A 1,781-nucleotide genomic window follows, 5' to 3' on the forward strand; every position below is an offset into this window, starting at 1 on the left:
GTCCCTCGGCAACGGGCGTTGCAACGAAGGCGAGCCTCAAGGAGAGGTTTCCGGCGCTCGTCCAGTCCGTTCTCGATGCCGAGCGCCGCGCGGGCGCGAGCGGGCTCTGGGCGCGCTTCGTCGCCAATGCGCGTTCGCTCGTCACGGTGAGGCGGACCGGCGAGATCGCGGGCGAGGACACGGAAGCCGTGATCGCGCGCATGGAGGAGAGGCTCCGCGCCGACGATCTCGCGGCCGCGGTCGATGAGGGGGCGAAGCTCAAGGGCGCGGCGGCGGAGGCAGCGGCCCCATGGCTGGCAGAGGCGCGGGCGCGGGTCGAGACCGAAGGGCTCCTGCGCGAACTCTCCGCCCATGTTGCCGCGCGGCTGTCGAAGGCGAAGGGCTGATGCTGCGCGCGCTCTACATATTCCTCGTCATCGCGGTGCTCTCGGCGCTGGCGATCTGGCTTGCCGATAATCCGGGCGACCTCGTGCTTCACTGGCGTGGCTACGAAGTGCGGACGAGCTTCGTCGTCGGTCTCGGGCTGATGGTCCTCGTCGCCTTTCTCGTGCTCTTCATCTATCGCGTGACGGCGGGTTTCCTCAGAAGCCCGGCCGGTCTTTCCTCCTTTCTCGACATGCGCCGCCGCAGGCGCGGCTACCTCGCGCTTTCGCGCGGCATGGTCGCGGTGGCGGCGGGGGATGCGGGCGAGGCAAGGCGCTTTGCGGGCCGTGCCCAGCGCCTTCTCGACGGGACGCCGCTCACGCTTCTGCTTGCCGCGCAGGCCGCCCAGCTCGAAGGCAAGGAAGACGCGGCGAGCGGATATTTCGAGGCGATGCTGGCCTCGCCGGAGACGGCCTTTCTCGGCTTGCGCGGGCTTTTCGTGCAGGCGCGCAGGGCGGGGGACCGCGAGCGGGCGCTCGAACTCGCGCGCCGCGCCTTTTCGCATCGGCCCAAAACGCTCTGGGCGGCGCAGGCCGTCTTTGAAATCGAGACCTCGCAGGAGGATTGGGACAGCGCGCTCCACACCCTCGACCGCATGCTGTCGGCAAAGCTCATCGGGCGCGATGCCGCACGGCGCCGCCGTGCCGTTCTCCTTACTGCGCAGGCGCTGACGGCGGAGGAAGCGGCACGCGGGCAATTCGGGGCAGCGCGCGAGAGTGCGCGCGAAAAGGCGCTGTCGCTCGCGCTCAAGGCCGTTTCGCTCATGCCCGATTTCGTTCCGGCCGTCGCGCTCGCCGCGAGGCTTTGCGGCGAGACGGGGCGGGTGCGGCGCGGGGCGAAGCTCATCGAGGATCTCTGGGCGCGCGCGCCGCATCCCGACCTCGCCGACGCCTATATGGGCCTCGTCGCCGGAGAGAGCGCCTATGACCGCTGCAAGCGCATGCGGCTTCTCGTCGGGCGCAATCGCAACCATATCGAGAGCCATGTGGCGCTGGCGCGTGCGGCCATCGGCGCGCGCGACTGGCTGACGGCTCGCGGAGCGCTCGAGCCTCTCGCCGGCGGGCAGGCGGACGAGGCTCCGACGCAGCGCATCTGCGAACTCATGGCGGAGATCGAGGAAGGCGAGCACGGCAATCGCGGCAGCGCGCGGGAATGGCTCGCGCGCGCGCTCCACGCGCCGGAGGACGCGGCCTGGACGGGCGAGGGCTATCGCTCGCGGCGCTGGTCGGCGATCAATCCGGTGACGGGCGAATTCGACGCGCTCGAATGGAAGGCGCCGGGTCTGCGGCTTCCTTCCCTCGTGGCCGCGCCCGCGCCTGAAGCCACCTCGGTGAGCGCGCCTCCCGCCGCCCCGGAAC

General features: G+C 70.9%; 2 protein-coding genes. Both read left to right on the forward strand.

The genetic code is table 11. The features are described from left to right. Positions 1-386, forward strand: a 386-nt coding sequence (locus WBG82_RS10245; RefSeq protein WP_424424431.1) for a COG4223 family protein, incomplete at its 5' end; no start/stop codon positions are given. Beyond that, a partial coding sequence (locus WBG82_RS10250) for a heme biosynthesis protein HemY (RefSeq protein ID WP_424424432.1) occupies positions 386-1,781 on the forward strand: 1,396 nt, incomplete at its 3' end. The genes WBG82_RS10245 and WBG82_RS10250, both read left to right, overlap by 1 nt.

The sequence above is a fragment of the Parvibaculum sp. genome, assembly GCF_049671045.1.
GTDB lineage: Bacteria > Pseudomonadota > Alphaproteobacteria > Parvibaculales > Parvibaculaceae > Parvibaculum.